The sequence below is a fragment of the Pseudomonas tolaasii NCPPB 2192 genome (assembly GCF_002813445.1).
Lineage (GTDB): Bacteria > Pseudomonadota > Gammaproteobacteria > Pseudomonadales > Pseudomonadaceae > Aquipseudomonas > Aquipseudomonas tolaasii.
In genome coordinates, this window is sequence record NZ_PHHD01000001.1 from 560,824 (window position 1) to 577,967 (window position 17,144).

A 17,144-nucleotide genomic window follows, 5' to 3' on the forward strand; every position below is an offset into this window, starting at 1 on the left:
CGATCATGCGTCCAATGCTTCCGTTGTCAGGTGAGGCGCGTCTTTTTGAGCCACGTGTACTTTGCCACCTGCCAGCGTACGCAGGACCACGTAGAAGACAGGTGTCAGTGCGAGACCGAACAGGGTCACGCCCAACATGCCGAAAAACACCGAGATCCCCATGGCTTGGCGCATTTCTGAGCCCGCACCAGTGGAAAACACCAGTGGAACAACGCCCATGATGAAGGCGATCGAAGTCATGAGAATTGGTCGGAGACGCAAGCGGCTCGCTTCAATGGCTGCCTTCAGCGGCGTGTACCCGTCGTGCTCTAGTTCTCTGGCGAACTCGACGATCAAGATGGCGTTTTTGGAAGCCAATGCGACCAATACCATCAACCCGATCTGGGTAAAGATGTTGTTGTCTCCCTGCGTGAGCCACACCCCCGTGAGTGCGCACAAGATGCTCATGGGAACGATCAGGATTACCGCCAAAGGGAGGGTCAAGCTTTCGTACAGTGCGGCCAGTACGAGGAATACGAGCAGGACGCTGACAGGGAAGACCCACATACCGGCATTACCTGCCAAAACCTTTTGGTAAGTCAGCTCAGTCCACTCGAATTTTACGCCTTGAGGCAACACCTCGGCTGCAATGCGCTCTGCTGCTGCTTGGGCCTGGCCAGACGAATAGCCCGGCGCTGGGCCGCCGTTAATATCCGCTGCGGTGTAGCCGTTATACCGAACCACCATGTCCGGACCGTAGGTTGGGGTGATACGAACCAGAGACGATAGGGGCACCATTTCTCCACGGTCGTTTCTGGTTTTCAGCTGAAGGATGTCATCTGCTCGCTGACGAAACGGTGCGTCGGCCTGCACTCGTACCTGATATACACGGCCAAAACTGTTGAAGTCATTCACATACAAGGAGCCAAGGTATACCTGCATGGTCTTGAATACATCGGTAACGGACACGCCCAGCTGTTTGGCTTTCACACGGTCTAGCTCGACGTTTAGCTGCGGGAAGTTGATCTGATAGTTTGTCAGTGACCCACCAAGCTCCGGGGTCACTGCAGCCTTGGCCATGAATGCTTGAGCGGCCTTGTTAAGCTCCTCATACCCGAGGCTACCTTGGTCTTCCAGCTGCATTTTGAAGCCACCCAGTGTGCCAAGCCCGAGTATTGGAGGCGGTGGAAAGGCTGCGACATAGGCTCCTTTGATACTGGCGAACTTTTGGTTAAGGGATGCGACGATGGCCGCGGCGGACTCATCTTTCGATGTACGTTCGCTGAGAGGCTTGAGGGGGACAAAGACAATCCCTGCGCTAGAACTGTTCATGAATCCGTTAACGGACATGCCAGGGAAGCCGACTGCGTGAGCTGCGCCCGGCTGCTTCATGACTATTTCGCTCATCTGGCGAATCACTTCTTCCGTACGGTCAAGAGAAGCGCCATTGGGAAGCTGGGCGATGGTGACCAAGTACTCCTTGTCCTGCATGGGAATGAACCCAGCAGGCACAACGTTCCCCATAACCGCCGTGAGTCCCAGAAGAACCACATAAACAACCAGCATGCTGCCCTTGCGCTTAAGGACGCCTGTTACGCCTTTCGAGTATTGCTCCGAGCCACGATTAAAAACCTTGTTGAATGCTCGAAAAAAACCGCCCAGTAGCTTATTCATCACCCGCGTTAAGGCGTCTTGCTTAGCGTCGTGGCTACGCAAAAGTAGTGCGCTGAGGGCTGGAGAGAGCGTGAGTGAGTTGAAAGCAGAGATCACCGTAGAGATCGCAATGGTCATTGCAAACTGCTTGTAGAACTGGCCCGTGAGACCGCTCATAAATGCCAACGGTACAAATACAGCAACCAACGTGAGTGCGATAGCAATGATGGGGCCGCTGACCTCTTGCATGGCTTTATACGTGGCGTCCCTCGGGGTCAGACCGCTGGCTATGTTCCTCTCCACGTTTTCAACCACAACGATGGCATCGTCAACGACGATACCAATGGCTAACACCATTCCGAAAAGCGACAGGGCATTGATCGAGAAGCCGAAGGCCAGCAAGAGCGCAAAGGTACCGATGATGGACACCGGTACAGCGATCAAAGGAATGATCGCTGTACGCCATGATTGGAGGAACACAATGACGACCACGACCACCAGTGCGATGGCTTCGAGCAGTGTTTCTATAACCGCCTGAATGCTCGACTTCACGAAGCGAGTGGGGTCGTAGATAAGCCTGTAATCCAGGCCGGGAGGGAAATCAGCGCTGAGATCTTTGAGTGCAGCGCGGATTTGATCAGAGATCTCCAGCGCGTTAGCGCCAGGCAATTGGTAGATGGCGAGGGAGACGGCGGGTTTGTTGTCCAGCAGCGCACGCAATCCGTATTCAGCCGCAGAGAGTTCGACTCGGGCGACATCCCGCAGATGAGTAACTGCGCCATTCGGGCTAGTTTTGAGAACGATGTCGCGGAACTCGTCGACGGTCTTCAAGCGACCCTGGGCATTGATTGTCAGCTGTACTGCAGTACCCGGCGAAGAGGGCGCAGCACCAACGGCACCCGCAGCAACCTGAATATTCTGTTCTTGAATGGAAGTGACAATCTCCGAGGCGGTGAGATTACGCTGTGCTACCTTCTGCGGATCAAGCCACACACGCATTGCGTAGTCACCTGCCCCCCACATATCGACACGGCCAACGCCAGGTATCCGCTCAAAGCGCGTTTTGACGTTCCGTAGGCCGTAGTTTCTCAAATACGTTGTGTCGTACCGATCATTCGGCGACACGAGGTGCAGAAAAAGAACTAATGAAGAAGAGCTTTTGAGCGTAGTAACACCCAATCGTTGTACATCTTCGGGCAGTCGTGGCAATGCTTGATTGACTCGATTCTGTACCAACTGGGTAGCCAAGTCCGGGTCAGTTCCTAATGCGAAAGTTACAGTGATGGTCAGGTTGCCGTCACTGTTCGCTTGAGACTGCATGTACAGCATATTCTCAACGCCGTTGATTTTTTCCTCAAGCGGCGCAGCAACTGTCTCGGCAATGACTTTTGGGTTCGCTCCAGGATACTGTGCGCTGATTGTGACCGAGGGCGGAACGACCTCTGGATACTCAGAAATCGGCAGTTTAAATATTGCTATCAACCCTGCAAGCAGGATCACCACGGATAGTACGCCCGCAAAGATCGGACGATCAATGAAGAACTTTGATATGTTCATTAATGACTCTTTAAGTGAGGCGGCTACTTTCTCTCAGCGCTGCTTGAGGGTTAAAAAGACAACAGGACGCTTAAGGATGCACTCTGTTTTATAATCAATGCACGGACCAATAAATCCTAAGTGCCTGAGGGGCATTCATTGTTTATTGGTGAATTTTAGTTAGTGCTGTCGTGGGTCAGTGAGCGTTTCTAGCCTGAGCGTCACTTTGGGGAATTATCTTTCCTAGAACCTGCTCCCCTGGACGGACTCGCTGAATACCGCCTACCACCACCCGTTCGCCCTCTTCGAGTCCGGACGTGATAATGCGATCATTGCCTTGTAGATTTCCCAGCGCTACCGGGCGATAAACAATATGGTCATCCTTGCCCACGACCAAGACAAATCGCTTATCTTGATCGGTGCCAATTGCCGCATCATCAATAAGGAGGGCCGCGTATGGCTCACTGCCGCCCACTTTTACACGCGCATATAGCCCCGGGACCATGGTGCCATCAGCGTTGTCAAACCGTGCACGCATGCGGATAGTGCCTGAGGTAGTGTCGAGTTCATTGTCTACGGATTGGATGACTCCCCGGCGCGAATACCCTGTCTCATCTGCAAGCCCTAGATCAACCGGAACAGTAGCCTTATTGCCGAGTCTGTTGATGTACTTAAGATAAGTCTGCTCATCAGCGTTGAACTCTGCGTAAATGGGGTTCACAGAGACAAGCATCGTTAAAGGCGCCGCGCCTGCCCCGGCGTTTACGATGTTTCCAAGTGTTATTTCTGCCCGCGATACGCGACCAGAAATTGGAGCTGTAATCTGGGTATGGCCGAGATCAATTTTAGCGGCATCCAGCGCCGCTTCAGCAGTCTTAAGATTGGCACTGGCCTCCAATGCTGCGTTGTTTTTTTCATCGTAGTCACGTTTCGCTATTGCATTTTCGGCAATTAGGCGCTGTGCCCTCTCCCAGTCGCTTTTCGTATACGCGGCGCGAGCCTGAGCTGCTGCAACCTGCCCCTTAGCTCGTTCGACTTGTGCTTGGTAAGGTCGTGGATCGATGACGAACAGAGTGTCCCCTTTTTTAACCAATTGGCCGTCATGTATGTTGACGTCCGTTATGGTTCCTGCTACCAGCGGCCTAACCTCAACTTTTTCCACCGCTGCTAATCGGCCAGAATAGATTTGCCAGTCGGTAACGGTTTCTCTTTTAACGACCGCGACATCTACCTCTTGGATTGGGAGCGGGCCTTCCTGTGCTACAGCTTTCTCTGAGCTATCGACCACACTAAAGGCAATGACTCCGGAAATACAAAGCATGCCTGCCGAATAAAGTGCCAGCCTAATGCGGGGTTTGGAATTAGCGCTCATAATTACTCCGAAGTTATTCCTGTTCTAGCTTGACTGTTGTGTGAATGCCAACTTCCGATGGCTAATTCGCATGAAATATGAAATGGCGCTTCTTGGAAGCCAAGGTTTTTGCTTCTCCAGCAACACCGCGACTTTTTTACAGTGCACGGCATGCGTGAAAAATCACGTCATCGACCTGTTTTCATTGTCTAGAACGCGTTCGCCATTGGCGATTTTTGTTCTGCGGTCGGCACGCATCCACCTTAAGGTAATAACCGCGGATACCGCGATTAGCGGAAAAACAATATTATTCATGCCCTTCCAGCCAAGTAATTGCAATATGGGGCCGGCGGCCAAAGTGGAAAATGCAGTGAATGTATATTGAATAAACTCTGCCACTCCCTGCACCCTGGCCTTTTCGGAGGGGTAGTAGGAGGAAGTCAATAAGGTTGTGCCACCAACAAACATAAAATTCCACCCGACGCCTAAAAAAAGAAGCGCGATATAGAACGCGGTCAAGCTGTCCGAAAACTGTGCAATCAATCCGCAAGCTGCACTTAGTGCCATTCCCAGGAATAAAATCGGAGGCAATCCGAATAGGGCAATCAGGCGCCCAGCGAATAGTGACGGCGCGTACATACCCACTAAATGCCATTGAATAATGCTGGCGCCATCATTTATGGAGTGATTGCTGGCGACAGCAGCCAGCGGTGTCGCGGTCATGATGAACATCATCACCACGCCGCCAATAACGTTATTCGAGAGTGCCGCTAGTGAAATAGGTTGCTTGAATATTGTGAGTAATTTGCGTGGCGGCTGTTCGTGGTCATGCAGTTCCAATGGTTCTGGAAGTGCATCTTGGTAACCCAGCCAAAGTAATGCTGCGGAGGCAAGGCCCAGCAGGCATACCATCAAGTACGAGCCGGCGAATAGGACTGGGAACAAATCTGTGCTCCAACTCGCCAACAAAGGCCCAAGAAAAGCGGCGATCACTCCGCCCGCAAGCACCAACGAGATCGCGCGCGCTTTGCGATTGTCAGGTTCCGAATCTGTCGCAGCCAATCGGTAATACTGGGCAAACGCTTGAAAAATACCTACGGCGGCTGTCCCCATGCAAAACAGCCAGAAAGAGTTTAGGAAAACTGCCCATACGGAAATCAATCCGCCTATCGCGCCGGTGAGGGCACCTAGTACAAATCCACGCCGCCTACCTATTTTCTGCATCAGAGTAGAGGCGAAATATGTCGCAATCGCGCCTGCTACGGTGATGAGTGCAAAGGGCAGAGTCGCAAGCGATTTATCGGGTGCGAGCTGATATCCCGTCAAACCGGTCAACGTGAGATCGATTGCGATGGCTGCCGTGAACAAACCCTGGGCTATTGCCAGCACAGCCACATTCGGCGGGCTTGATGACTTTTCTAACGCTGAAATGTCTTCCGATAATTTTGATGTGCTCATTGTGTCCGCCTCCAGTCAAGACGGTTCGAGCTGTCTGCCCTTACAACCATGACGACTCTCCTGTTGAGAAACTGGAGCATTCTCTACGTCACTTATGGCGGGAGAAAGGACTTAGTTCCCTCCTTTTTGGTCGTCGGGTTGCATTAGGAGCAGGTGTCACAAACAGGAAGGCTGATAGCGAAGCGGGACTGAGAGGCGAACAAAAACGATGACGTTTTTTGAGGGTTTTTTGCTCTTTTCGCCATAAAATTTTTAGAGGATGATTTGGGGCCAGCGTTACGAAAATCGGCCAATAGGACGCTGGCGGGGAACAGTAATTCCGAGCAGGATCTATGATTTTTTAAGAAGGTAATTCCATGCGTGACATCGCTTTCCTGGTCTTTCCCGAGTTTCAGATTCTGGATCTCAGCGGTCCGCTGGCGGCCTTTGAGATCGCTAAAGAGATTGGGGTACCAGATCCCTACTGCTGTTCGGTGGTTTCGTTGTCGGGCGGTCCTGTGATGAGTTCGTCTGGTCTAGAAGTAAGGAGTCAGAAGATCAGATCAAGCCCGTACGATACGTTGATAGTGGTCGGCGGTAAGGCTTTTTCCAAACCCTATGACCTCCCCATGGTGTCGGACCACCTCGCTAATGCGGCCGCGAAAGGTACTAGGCGAGTTGCGAGTGTTTGCACCGGGGCTTTTCTATTGGCTTCGGCGGGCCTGTTAGACGGTCGCAGGGCTACTACACACTGGAGGCAGACCGCGCGATTGCAACGCAATTTTCCGAAGGTGCGGGTACAGCCCAATCATATATTTACGAAGGATGGTGGCATCTGGACGTCTGCTGGCATCTCTGCGGGAATCGATCTGGCGCTGGCCATGATTGAGGAAGATCTGGGAAATGCTGTTTCCCATGAGGTCGCCCGCGCCATGGTCGTGTACCACCGTCGGCCAGGAGGGCAGTCACAATTTTCGGCCATGGCCGATATGGAGCCGACGACGGATCGCATGAGGGAGGTGCTTTCCTACATGCGAGAGCATCTAAACGAACAGCTATCAACAGAGCATTTGGCATCAATTGCTTGCCTCAGCTTGCGCCAATTTGGTCGAGCCTTTCTGCTGGAAACGGGGGAAACACCCGCTAAAGCTGTGGAGCGTTTGCGTGTCGAGGTCGCGAGGCTGCGCGTTGAACGTGGGGCGGAACCGATCGAACTGATAGCACACTCGGTTGGCTTCAAGGATCCGGAGCGGATGCGCAGAGCCTTCATCAGAGTTATCGGGCACCCTCCTCAAAGCATCAGACGGCTGGCCGCACATCAGGGTGTTAGCGCTTATGAGGTTACGGTTGAGGCTGAAGTGTCTTAACTGCCCGCTCAGGGTTCATTGCGCTCGGCGCAATCCCCGTTGCAACGGCGTATTTGAGCGCTGTACCGAAAGTCTATTCCTCTTAAAGCCGCCTCATCAGTAGATTCTAATTTCGGAAGGGGAAACAAGTTCGACTAAACCGTATGGCGTAAATCGAGGGGACTAAGTCGTTTTGCAAAGCGCTAGTGACGCTTAAGCTTCAGCTTCTGGGTTTAGTGACCCCGAATGGTCGCGGTAAATCTCAAATCTACTAATGGGACAGTCATGAAAGAACTTTCAGGCAAACGTGCATTCATCACTGGCGCTGCACGAGGTATTGGCGCAGCTATCGCTATCGAGTTGGCAGAAAAAGGAGCTGATATTGCTTTCAGCTATGTTCGCTCTGGGGATGCGGCGGAGGAACTGACCAAAGAAATTGAGGGATTGGGCGTTAAAGCCTTCCCTATCCAGGCCGATAGTGCGGATCCCCAAGCAGCTACGCGTTCTGTACATGAGGCAGCTAGGCTTTTAGGAGGGTTGGACATACTAGTAAACAATGCGGGCGTCGCTTTTATTTGCCCGCTAGAGACAATGCCGCTGGATCAGATAGACCAGATCATCGCCGTAAACATTAGAGCAGTGATCTTGGCGTCTCAAGCAGCCATTACCTATCTTGGAGAGGGCGGAAGAATCATCAATATCGGTTCCTGTCTGGCGGAGCGTGTGGCCTTTGAATCGGTCACAGTCTATTCCATGTCCAAGTCCTCCCTACTTTCCTTTACACGAGGACTTGCTCGTGAGCTAGGACCGCGTGGCATCACCGTTAATACTGTGCATCCTGGACCTACGGACACTGATATGAACCCAGCCGATGGTGATGGTGCCGATGCGATGAGGGCTCATTCAGCATTAGGCCGATACGGTACTGGGAAGGATGTCGCAGTGGCGGTCGCGTTCATCGCAAGCCCAAGCGCTAAACACATCACCGGCACCGGGTTAAGCGTGGACGGGGGCGTAAACGCGTAGTCCTGATTTATCTACCTACAGACTCTCTGACTAGTTACCCCAGGCACCTTGCTAGTAAGACTGAACGCCATTACGGGGCTAAAGAACTTGGTAGTTCGGGCTGATTTCCAGCAGTCATTCTAGTTGGGTGACTGGGGAACTTAAATCTTTTTTTCGCGAACACCCAGTTAGACGAACCACGTTTTACAGTTGAGGCGCCGTCAAAAGCATTAGAGACAACACCCTCAATTCAATCGCACTAGTGATCAGCTCGACCTGAACCGATGTATTATCCATCGGCAGCACATGATCAATGTATGAAGTAATAATTCAAAGAAGACTTGTTAATCCAATTTGTGGTTTTTTTCGTATAAAGAGGCTTGAATCAATGAGCGTTTTGTTGACTCGCCGTAAGGTGATTTCAGGCATGGGACTTCTAGGTATCGGCATGCTGGCAGGATGCGATACCCGAGGTGAGCTATCGTACAAATACGGCAAAGACTTAAGTAATAAAATTCTTGGGCGCACATTCCGGCTAAAAGACACCGACGGCGAGGTAAGAACGCTTTCAAGCTATCGAGGCGTGATGCCCATGATTTTTTTTGGATTCACTCAATGTCCGGCAGTCTGCCCCACCGCCTTGGCTCGTGCAGTTAAAATCAAAAAAATGATGGATAAGGACGGCTACTTTCTTCAGGTTATCTTTATTACGCTCGATCCCGAGCGGGATTCACCAGCCGTCCTAGACGCCTATGTAAAAACTTTTGATCCGTCATTTATCGCTCTTTACGGAACACTAGAAGAAACAGCGGCTACAGCCAAAGAGTTTGGCGTGTTTTACGAGAAAGTACCGATTGGATCAACATATACACTTACTCATTCATCGACGAGCTATGTGTATGACTACCAAGGAACGCTACGCCTTGGATTTTCTCAAGCACTTTCGGCACAACAATGTGCAGAAGATCTGATTACACTCATGGAGATTTGCTAATGTATTCAGGTCCAAATTTGACCAATATAAATCAACACGTTAAACAGATCGTACTTGGGTTTTCTCTATTAGGGCTGGCTTTCCAGGTTTCAGCCCAAACGTACATAGAGGGCGCATGGGTTCGCGCGACAGTGCCAGGACAACAAGCGACTGGTGCGTTCATGACAATAACTGCAAGCAGCGACAGCAAGCTGCTCAGTGCCCAGTCACCGGTGGCGAAAATCGTGCAAGTTCACCAGTCGACAATCAAGAACGACGTGATGCGCATGCAACCAGTAGAGTTCGTCGCCTTGCCTGCTGGCAAAGCAGTCATCCTGGATCCCCACAGCTATCACATTATGCTTATTGACCTGATGAAACAGGTAAAAGAAGGTGACCAGGTGCTTGTGAATCTTACGGTAGAGAACGCCAAGGGCGAGAAGGAATCGATCAAGGTTGAGGCCACCGCGCGAGCTTTAAATATGGCTGATGACGCAAAATGAATCGATAGTTTCAACGACGAGCGCCAGTAGATGAAAGTGGCTGACCGTGACGAGCGTTCAAACTGGGCGACGCCGCCAGCCCCGTTGTCGGATTCGCTGGCCGCGTTTATCGAGTAGATTCGGCATGAAGCTAAGGCAAAGAGTTTTTTGCCTTAGCTACCTTCGTGCGTGTAACACAACAAAAAATTGCTGGCTTATCTCAGGTGACCTCGCGCGCGACCCTCGTCTGGTTGCGATGCACCTCAGGCTAGCGCGCTCAAGCCTTTTAGCATCGGCTTAGAGGACGAGGATCTTGCATCTGACGGGCTAAATTTATCCGATGCGGCTCCGTCGCTTGCTTAGGCGTATCGTTGGAATATCTTCGAGATTATTTTCCACTGACCGTCGATCTTGAGCAGCGAGAGAAAGTCGTGGAAGCTCGCGCCCAAAACGTCATTCTCCATGTCCACTCGGACAACTGCAGCTGTGGGGGCGATAGCCAAGATATCCAGGCGACTGCGGGTGTTCGGCGAAGCGCCCAGTGCTTTGAAGAAACTAGCAAATACAGGAACAGCTGGACCTTGAAGCAGCTCATCGCCGGTGTAGCCCCACATTATCGCGTCTTCGTGGAAGGCTTTCTCAATTCCAGCGATGTCCCCAGAGCGATAACCGTCAATATAAGCTTGAGCTGCCTGAATTACATCGTCGTATTCAGTCGTGGCGACAGGTTTTATATGCAAAGTCATGTTGAACCCTCGTAGCTTTCTAGCGAAATGTGGGTGTTTATGGGCCTCGCAGAGTCACGTACCGCGATCACCAAAATGTTTGCTACAACGAGTGCTCCTCCCCTGGCTTGGAAACGATGCATTCATACCTAGCGGGCCCACTCCTGAGTAAGCGTACTCAAGCCGTTGCCTTACGAGCATTGGACTAAAACATTGGTGATTCTTAGTGCTCTACTGCGCCGCCTGCGAACCTGTAAAAGCGAGCATTACAACCGTCGCTCATGATGTTCGTGTCACCAACTTTACGTAGGAGTATGGGAAACGAAAACGACGTTTATCCCTCACTTTAAGCCAATAAATCTCGCTATTAAAAGCCATGAAGCGCGCCAAGCTCCGTGGTATTACACTAGGGTTCCCGTTAATCTGAGACTTAAAACGCTGGGGCTGAGCTGCGACGTACCGAATTGGATTTTTTGTCTGCCCTGGTCACGATGCCCTCGATCTTGCTGGGCCACTGTCTGCATTCAATCAAGTGGCGACGGCTGTTGGTCATAAGCCGTATGAGCTTCGTGTCGTATCGCACTCCGGAGGATCGGTTATTGGTAATTCAGGCCTTCCGGTCGAAACTACTCCAGTTTGCCAGCACACCTTTGACACCGTGATTTTTGTGGGTGGCGAAGTCGAGCCAATGCTGACAGCAGAGAATCTCGCCGCAGCAAGGCAATTGATCGTCAACGCTTCGCGAGTCGCCAGCGTGTGCACCGGGGCGTTCTTGCTTGCGGAAATCGGGCTGTTGAACGATCGGTGGGCCACGACGCACTGGAATCACACCGCACTACTGCAATCGCGTTTTCCCCGCATCAAGGTTGAGGGGGACAATATTTTTATTGAGGACGGGCACATCTGGACGTCGGCCGGCATCGCTTCCGGGATCGATCTGGCCCTCGCCCTGATTGAGAAAGATATGGGCGTGAATGTCGCGCGCGATGTCTCCAGATTGCTGGTCGTTCCATATCGACGGCCTGGTGGCCAGTCACAGTTTTCTGCGATGTCACAAATGGAGCCAAAGTCAGATCGCATCCGTATTGCGTTGAAATTCGCGAGAGAGCATCTGGCCGAGGAGTTGCCCATTGAGAGACTCGCCGATGCGGCGAGATTGAGCCTGCGACAATTCGGACGAGCATTCCGCCGAGAGACAGGTGAAACACCAGCTAAAGCAGTGGAACGCTTGCGCGTCGAAGCGGCGTGTTTACGTCTGCAAGAAGGCAGCGAGCCGATCGAGCAGATTGCTCAGGCGGTCGGTTTTACTGACCCAGAACGGATGCGTAGGGCGTTCGTTCGACTGCATGGATATTCACCGCAGTATGTCCGCCGCAAGAATCGGTTGAGTGTTGAGTGCTCGATAATCAATAGCGGTACATAGCGAAGCCGAACTCATCCTGGATGCACCCGCTGACTTATGGCTCTTGAGAATGCTGAATCCATTCATTCAAAAGGAGCCGAAACGTGCGACGGACTGTAAAGATGGCATTCACGTGGGTGCTTACAAATGGGCCACTAATGAGCCAACTCTAAACGTAAAACCCCCGCGCGTAGGTACGCGCGGGGCTATATGCTTGAACTTGACGCCAGCTTAGGAACTGACCCTAGAGCGACACCGCGGCATGGCGCAGAAATGACTGATCAAGGTCCACCGAGAACAACGTTACAGAGCAACGATCACGCGGGAGCTAGTTTTGATAACTGCGCTCGACGCTCCATATGCTCATTCGCGACTCTCACAGCCTCGTCAGTTCTCCCCCACAGACCCTTTATCTGTGCGACGATCTCCGGCCGCGCGGTACGTGGATTCCCCGAGTTCATTGTCGGCTGCGGGTCGTACTCGAGCACAAGCTGAGTAAACTCTGCCGCGTCCTGGCCTTTAAGCTCGGCGATGACCTTCAGCGCAAAGTCGATACCTGCCGTTACACCGCCACCTGTGATTCGGTTCCTGTCGACGCATACCCGTTCGTAGCTCGGCTCAATACCCAGTGCTATGAGGGGTTCGTAGAAAGGCCAGTAGGTCGCTGCACGGTAGCCCTCCAATAGGCCCGCCATAGCAAGAAGTACAGAGCCTGTGCATACGGCGGTTACATAGGTGGCAGTCTGTCCTGCGCGAGCAATGAAATCGAGCAACTCCCGGTCCTTCATGATTTCAGGGGTTCCTCCGCCACCTGCGACGAACAGCACGTCTAGGTTATCTGGAACGTCATCAATCGTGATCGTGGGATTCATGGTGACGCCCATGTCCGTGGGAACGGGCTCCATGGTCTTCCAGATTATGTGAGTTTTGGCATGAAGGCCGAACGCCGTCTGTGGGCCAGCCAAATCCTGCAGAGTAAAGCCAGGAAAAATTACCATGCCAATCTGCAGTTGGCGGTCTTGAATCTTATTGCTCAGCTCATCAGTCATTACCGTCTCCTCTCGTCGTAGTTGACTAAAGAGTATTCCTGCAAGACGCTACACGTGAGTGGCTTAAACGACATCAAACGATCGTTTTCTGCCAGTTATTTAATTTTGAGAGCAGGAGTCAACGCCGTGCATAAAATTGCGGTTCTGGTATTGAATGACGTGGTGCCGTTGGACTTTGGTATCGCCTATCAGGTTTTCGCTTTGGCCTCTAAGGTTGATAACAGCAACGCATACGAGGTGGAGGTGTGCGCACCCGAGCGGACAATTCGGGCCGCTAGCTTTGATATGCATGTGCGGTACGGCCTCGACCGTCTTGAGCTAGCCCACACCATTGTCATTCCAGGGTGTGAAGACCCGTTTGGAGAGGTTCCAGAGACGGTAAGAATCGCTCTTCGCGAGGCATATGTTCGTGGTGCACGATTGGCGTCAATCTGCACTGGGGCTTTTATCCTTGCCGAGAGCGGTCTTCTTGACGGAAAACGCGCTACTACGCATTGGCGTTTCGCCGAGGACTTGGCCAGGCTTCACCCAGAGATACAAGTAGAACCTAATGTTCTGTTCGTCGATGAAGGAAGCATCGTGACTTCGGCCGGCGCGTCAGCAGGATTAGATATGTGTTTGCATCTCGTGCGACGCGATTACGGCCAGTCTGTTGCGGCAAACACTGCCCGTCTAGCGGTCGCGCCACTGTACCGTGATGGTGGTCAGGCCCAGTTTATTCGTCAAGAGCTTCCAAGCTCTCCAACGAGCTTAATGCCCTTGATCGAATGGATGCGAGACAATTTGAACAGTTCGCACACGGTCGATAGTCTTGCTGCTCGTGCCAACATGAGCTCTCGCACCTTTGCTCGACGATTTCAAGAACAGACCGGTACTACAGCTTTACAGTGGCTTCTCACCGCTCGTATTGATCGAGCGCGCGCATTGCTTGAGGAGAGCGACACATCGATTGATCAAACGGCACTTCTTTCCGGATTCGGGTCTGCGGTGACCTTCCGGTCGCGGTTCCGAAGGGTCGTTGGCCTGACGCCGACGGAGTACCGTCGTCGTTTCAGCTCAGTAAACTAAAATCCAAATACCCGCAGACCATGGGTTTGGATTTTCAGGACGACCGACACGCTCACATTGATGCTTCAATCGCCAATCCCGCTGGCGATCAATGGCAGTACCTCGCTCGGCACATTTTTCGGGGCACAACAAATTCGAAATGGGAGCGCTGTAGTTTCACTACGGCGAATCAAGAACTTCCCATGGACAAATGCTAGAAAATCATGCCCTTATGCCAGCACCTTAGCCTTAATCTTTACTGTCGTAACGCTGGGCGTTATCAATGGATTTCTGGTCCGAGAGACCCGATAGTCGGTCAGTTGTAGGGCGGGTTTTCCTCACATTCCCTCCGGCTCGAGTGTCGCACTGGTCAACTGCTGATCTTGCCAGGCCGCGCAGGTCAGCCCAGTGCCTTTCCACCGTCCATTCTGTATGACCATTGGCTGTGCGCCCGTGGATAATCAAAAATATTTCAGACCTATATCACCTCTATGAACGCCCACCTGTATCGACTGCAGTTGGGATTTTGGCGTGCCTGCACTTCGCTTAGCACGCTCATCATTTGAGAGGATCTGCGTATGTATAGCCCTTGCCCAAGTTGTAACTCTGGACGCATCGTCACGAAAAATATTGGGAAACAAGCAGGCGGTTTGATCGGTGCCGCAGGCGGCGCCGCCAGTGGTACAGCTGGCGCTCTGTCCGGCGCCGAAGCTGGAGCTGTTTTAGGTGTCGCCGGAGGCCCAATAGGCATCGCGATCGGGAGCGTCGCTGGGGCGATTTTAGGGGGGTTGTTTGGAGGGGTCGCTGGCGGTATCGCCGGGGCCACGCTCGGTGAACAGATCGATGACAAGGTACTGAATAACTATCAATGTCTAGACTGCGGTTACAGCTTCAGCGCTAATCGCTAACTCATCGAGTCAGCCCCTGTTTCACACGCAAACAGGGGCTCCCCCTTTGTCAAAGGACCTATTCCCATGGCTCATTTGATTGAACAAATGGCTTATGTTGGCGCAACTCCCTGGCACGGTCTGGGTAGTCGCCTTTCGCCAAAACAACCCATCGAAATCTGGCAGCGCGAAGCGGGTATGGACTGGAAGATCCAGGACAGCCCGGTGCATTTCAAATCCGATAGCTTCGGTGCACTTGGCTCAATTCACACCTTCCCTGACCAGAAGGTTCTCTACCGCTCCGATACTAAGGCCCCGTTGTCCGTAGTTTCTCAGCGCTACCAGGTCGTGCAGCCACGCGAGGTCTTGGAGTTCTATCGGGACCTCACTGAAGTATCGGGCTACGAGCTGGAAACGGCCGGCGTACTCAAAGGCGGTCGCAAGTTTTGGGCGCTGGCCCGCACTGGTCAAGGTACGACCTTGAAAGGCAACGATCAGGTCAATGGTTATCTCCTGCTGGCCACCTCCTGTGACGGTACCTTGGCTACCACGGCCACACCTACAACTGTGCGGGTAGTTTGCAATAACACGTTGACTATTGCGCTGGACGGTTCGGCCAAAGCGATCAAGGTGCCGCACAGCACGCGCTTCGATCCACAGGCGGTGAAAAAGCAACTCGGTATCGCCGTCTCGCAATGGGACAACTTCATGCACCGGATGCGAATGCTGTCTGAACGCAAAGTTCAGTGGCATGAAGCCATGGGGTTCTTCATGAACGTGCTGTGTGATGCCAATCCGAACACGCCACTACCGGCAGTACTTCCCAACGAGCGGGCGCTACGCAAGGTGCAAGGTCTATATGAAGGCCAGGGCCGCGGATCAACCTTGGAGTCAGCTCAAGGAACTGTCTGGGGCCTGCTCAATGCGGTGACCGAATATGTCGACCACGAACGGCGTGCGAGAAGCATCGAGTACCGCATGGATTCTGCCTGGTTCGGTCAAGGTGCACAGATCAAGCAACGGGCGCTGGAGGCGGCGCTACAACTGGCAGCTTAGGCCTGGTTTTCACTGTCCTCATCATCCCCTTCCCCATTCTGTTCTTCCACTCCCTAAGCGCCTGATCAGCCTCGTGCTGGTTGGGCGTTTTTTATGCCTCAAGGAAATGATTATGAGCACTCACTCCCTACAAAATCTCAGAACTAAACCCCGTCCTGCCTTACGCTTGGTCGGCACCAAACAACTGCCGCGTGAGGACTGGTTGACCGTGCGCAAGCAAGGCATCGGCAGTTCGGATGCCGCCGCCGCTGTGGGCCTGAACCCTTATAAATCACAGCTGGAACTGTGGATGGAAAAAACCGGGCGTGACGCCTTACTAACCATGCTCGATCCGCAGGATGAGGAAAGCCCCGCGTACTGGGGCAACATCCTGGAGCCGACTGTCGCATCCCATTACACCCGGCGCAGCGGTCATCGGGTCCGTCGGGTCAATGCGGTTCTGCAGCATCCTGATCCCAAACTGGCCTGGATGCTGGCCAATATCGACCGTGAGGTTATCGGTGCGTCAGAAGTGCAGATTCTCGAATGCAAAACCGCCGGCATAAACGGCGCACGTCTCTGGAAAGAAGGCGTGCCCGAGTATGTGCAGTTGCAGGTCATTCACCAGTTGGCCGTGACTGGCAAGCAGGCGGCGGATGTGGCGGTACTGCTCGGAGGTCAGCACCTGGAAATCCATCGCATTGAGCGCGATGAGTCACTGATAGCTCGGCTGATCGACCTGGAACGGCTCTTCTGGGATTACGTCGTCAGTGACACCCCACCGCCGGCAGACGGTTCGGCCTCAGCGGAGCAAGCTTTGCGCTGTCTGTATCCACAAGACAATGGACAAACCCTAGACTTTAGCCAGGACACACTGCTCTGCACGGCCTTTACCGAGCTGCAGAACGTGCGCAAGTCGATTGCTCTGCAGGAGGCGCAGGAAGCTCAACTTAAGCAAACACTGCAACAGGCCATAGGCGATGCCAGTCGGGCGACCTTCGCAACCGGCAGCATCACGTGGAAGAAAGCCAAAGACAGCTTGGCTCTGGATATCCCCCACCTGCTAAAAGAAAAGCCTCATCTGCAAGTTCGCTACTCGACCACCAAAGCCGGTAGTCGACGTTTTCTGCTGGCTTAAGCGATCGTTCGCTCCTCCCTTATCCCCGTGCCCTTTCCCTTCAATGCCACCCTGGTCGCTCGTGCGGTCTCGGTGGCGTTTTTATTTCAGTGACAGGAG

At 52.8% G+C, this 17,144-nt stretch carries 14 protein-coding genes; 9 read left to right on the forward strand and 5 right to left on the reverse strand.

Annotated features, from left to right (window positions below):
* Positions 1-3 precede the first annotated feature (3 nt).
* From ATI14_RS02575 to ATI14_RS02585, 3 genes are all read right to left on the reverse strand, one after another.
* Positions 4-3,189, reverse strand: a complete 3,186-nt coding sequence (locus ATI14_RS02575) for an efflux RND transporter permease subunit (protein WP_080520267.1) — start codon at positions 3,187-3,189, stop codon at positions 4-6.
* A gap of 175 nt (positions 3,190-3,364) precedes the next feature.
* Entirely contained in the window at positions 3,365-4,540 is a 1,176-nt protein-coding gene (locus ATI14_RS02580) for an efflux RND transporter periplasmic adaptor subunit (protein ID WP_080520268.1), read from the reverse strand.
* Positions 4,541-4,702: 162 nt separating this feature from the next.
* Positions 4,703-5,977, reverse strand: a complete 1,275-nt coding sequence (locus ATI14_RS02585; RefSeq protein ID WP_080520269.1) for an MFS transporter — start codon at positions 5,975-5,977, stop codon at positions 4,703-4,705.
* A gap of 356 nt (positions 5,978-6,333) precedes the next feature.
* Here ATI14_RS02585 and ATI14_RS02590 point away from each other — a divergent pair, with 356 nt between their 5' ends.
* From ATI14_RS02590 to ATI14_RS02605, 4 genes are all read left to right on the forward strand, one after another.
* On the forward strand, positions 6,334-7,323 hold the full coding sequence (locus tag ATI14_RS02590) for a GlxA family transcriptional regulator (RefSeq protein ID WP_016973808.1): 990 nt from the start codon (positions 6,334-6,336) through the stop codon (positions 7,321-7,323).
* A gap of 264 nt (positions 7,324-7,587) precedes the next feature.
* The gene (locus tag ATI14_RS02595) at positions 7,588-8,328 is read left to right on the forward strand and encodes an SDR family oxidoreductase (protein WP_080520270.1); all 741 of its coding nucleotides are present in this window, start codon (positions 7,588-7,590) and stop codon (positions 8,326-8,328) included.
* A gap of 367 nt (positions 8,329-8,695) precedes the next feature.
* Entirely contained in the window at positions 8,696-9,301 is a 606-nt protein-coding gene (locus ATI14_RS02600) for an SCO family protein (RefSeq protein WP_016973810.1), read from the forward strand.
* Positions 9,301-9,783: a copper chaperone PCu(A)C gene (locus ATI14_RS02605; protein ID WP_080520271.1), complete on the forward strand. Its 483-nt coding sequence runs from the start codon at positions 9,301-9,303 to the stop codon at positions 9,781-9,783. Before ATI14_RS02600 ends, ATI14_RS02605 begins: the two co-directional genes overlap by 1 nt.
* A gap of 338 nt (positions 9,784-10,121) precedes the next feature.
* Here ATI14_RS02605 and ATI14_RS02610 read toward each other — a convergent pair whose 3' ends face one another.
* Positions 10,122-10,508 (reverse strand): nuclear transport factor 2 family protein, encoded by a 387-nt coding sequence (locus tag ATI14_RS02610; RefSeq protein ID WP_016973812.1) that lies wholly within the window; start codon positions 10,506-10,508, stop codon positions 10,122-10,124.
* Positions 10,509-10,950: 442 nt separating this feature from the next.
* Between ATI14_RS02610 and ATI14_RS02615 the strand changes: the two genes are divergently transcribed.
* The gene (locus tag ATI14_RS02615) at positions 10,951-11,910 is read left to right on the forward strand and encodes a GlxA family transcriptional regulator (RefSeq protein WP_080520272.1); all 960 of its coding nucleotides are present in this window, start codon (positions 10,951-10,953) and stop codon (positions 11,908-11,910) included.
* 296 nt (positions 11,911-12,206) lie between these two features.
* Here the strand turns inward: ATI14_RS02615 and ATI14_RS02620 are convergent, their stop codons facing one another.
* Positions 12,207-12,938: a DJ-1/PfpI family protein gene (locus ATI14_RS02620; protein ID WP_080520273.1), complete on the reverse strand. Its 732-nt coding sequence runs from the start codon at positions 12,936-12,938 to the stop codon at positions 12,207-12,209.
* Between the two features lie 54 nt (positions 12,939-12,992).
* On the opposite strand from ATI14_RS02620, the gene ATI14_RS02625 reads away from it, so the two are divergent.
* The 4 genes from ATI14_RS02625 to ATI14_RS02640 all read left to right on the forward strand — a co-directional run bounded on the left by ATI14_RS02625 (position 12,993) and on the right by ATI14_RS02640 (position 17,045).
* Positions 12,993-14,006, forward strand: a complete 1,014-nt coding sequence (locus tag ATI14_RS02625; protein ID WP_231124351.1) for a GlxA family transcriptional regulator — start codon at positions 12,993-12,995, stop codon at positions 14,004-14,006.
* A gap of 557 nt (positions 14,007-14,563) precedes the next feature.
* Complete coding sequence (locus ATI14_RS31585; protein WP_080520275.1) at positions 14,564-14,893, forward strand: hypothetical protein; 330 nt, start codon at positions 14,564-14,566, stop codon at positions 14,891-14,893.
* Positions 14,894-14,959: 66 nt separating this feature from the next.
* Complete coding sequence (locus ATI14_RS02635) at positions 14,960-15,928, forward strand: DUF932 domain-containing protein (protein ID WP_080520276.1); 969 nt, start codon at positions 14,960-14,962, stop codon at positions 15,926-15,928.
* Positions 15,929-16,040: 112 nt separating this feature from the next.
* Positions 16,041-17,045 (forward strand): YqaJ viral recombinase family nuclease, encoded by a 1,005-nt coding sequence (locus ATI14_RS02640; protein ID WP_080520277.1) that lies wholly within the window; start codon positions 16,041-16,043, stop codon positions 17,043-17,045.
* The last annotated feature ends 99 nt before the right edge of the window (positions 17,046-17,144 follow it).